Raw genomic sequence first — 571 nt, 5'->3', positions numbered from 1 at the left:
CACCCCATCGTTCACAGTTGGCCTTCGTCGTAGATATTGACGTAGATCCGCGGCTTAGGTAGCTTGAATTCTTTAAGCACTTCGTAGAATCTCTCCCGGGTGAAACTCCTGCGCTGACTTCTGCGGTTGAGCCATTTGTAAATCAAGTCCAGGGTTTGCATGTAGTAGGACTTCATTTTCTGTGAGTTATCCGTGATTCCATAGTATCGGTAATGACCCGACAGCTTGGACCGGATGACACCTAGAAACTCCTCCTGCTTCAGGTGGCGGTTCCACTTCATCCAACTCTTCATGGCTTTGACCTTCTGTCTAAATTTCTTCCCACTTGTTTTGCGCTTTACCCGGAAGGTTCCTCTTCGGCTCTTGGCGCAGTAGTGCGTGAAGCCTAGGAAATCGAATGTTTTCGGCTTCCCTTCGCCCTTCCTCCGTGAATCTGCTTCCGCAAAACGACCGAACGCGATGATTTTCGTCTTCTCTTCCGCGATGCTTAACCCGAATTTCTCTAGCCGGAGCACCAGCGCGGTATAGAAGCGTTCTGCATCTTCTTTGTACTGGAAGCAGCACACAAAAT

The 571-nt window shown here is 49.4% G+C and carries 1 protein-coding gene; it reads right to left on the bottom strand.

The genetic code is table 11. The features are described from left to right. Nucleotides 1-11: 11 nt before the first annotated feature. Nucleotides 12-571, bottom strand: a 560-nt coding sequence (locus K1558_RS32630; RefSeq protein ID WP_476641286.1) for an RNA-dependent RNA polymerase family protein, incomplete at its 5' end; no start/stop codon positions are given.

The organism is Paenibacillus piscarius, assembly GCF_022234545.1.
GTDB lineage: Bacteria > Bacillota > Bacilli > Paenibacillales > Paenibacillaceae > Paenibacillus_AQ > Paenibacillus_AQ piscarius.
The sequence above is the reverse complement of the archived record's forward strand: the minus strand, read 5'-3'. Positions and strand labels throughout refer to the sequence as shown.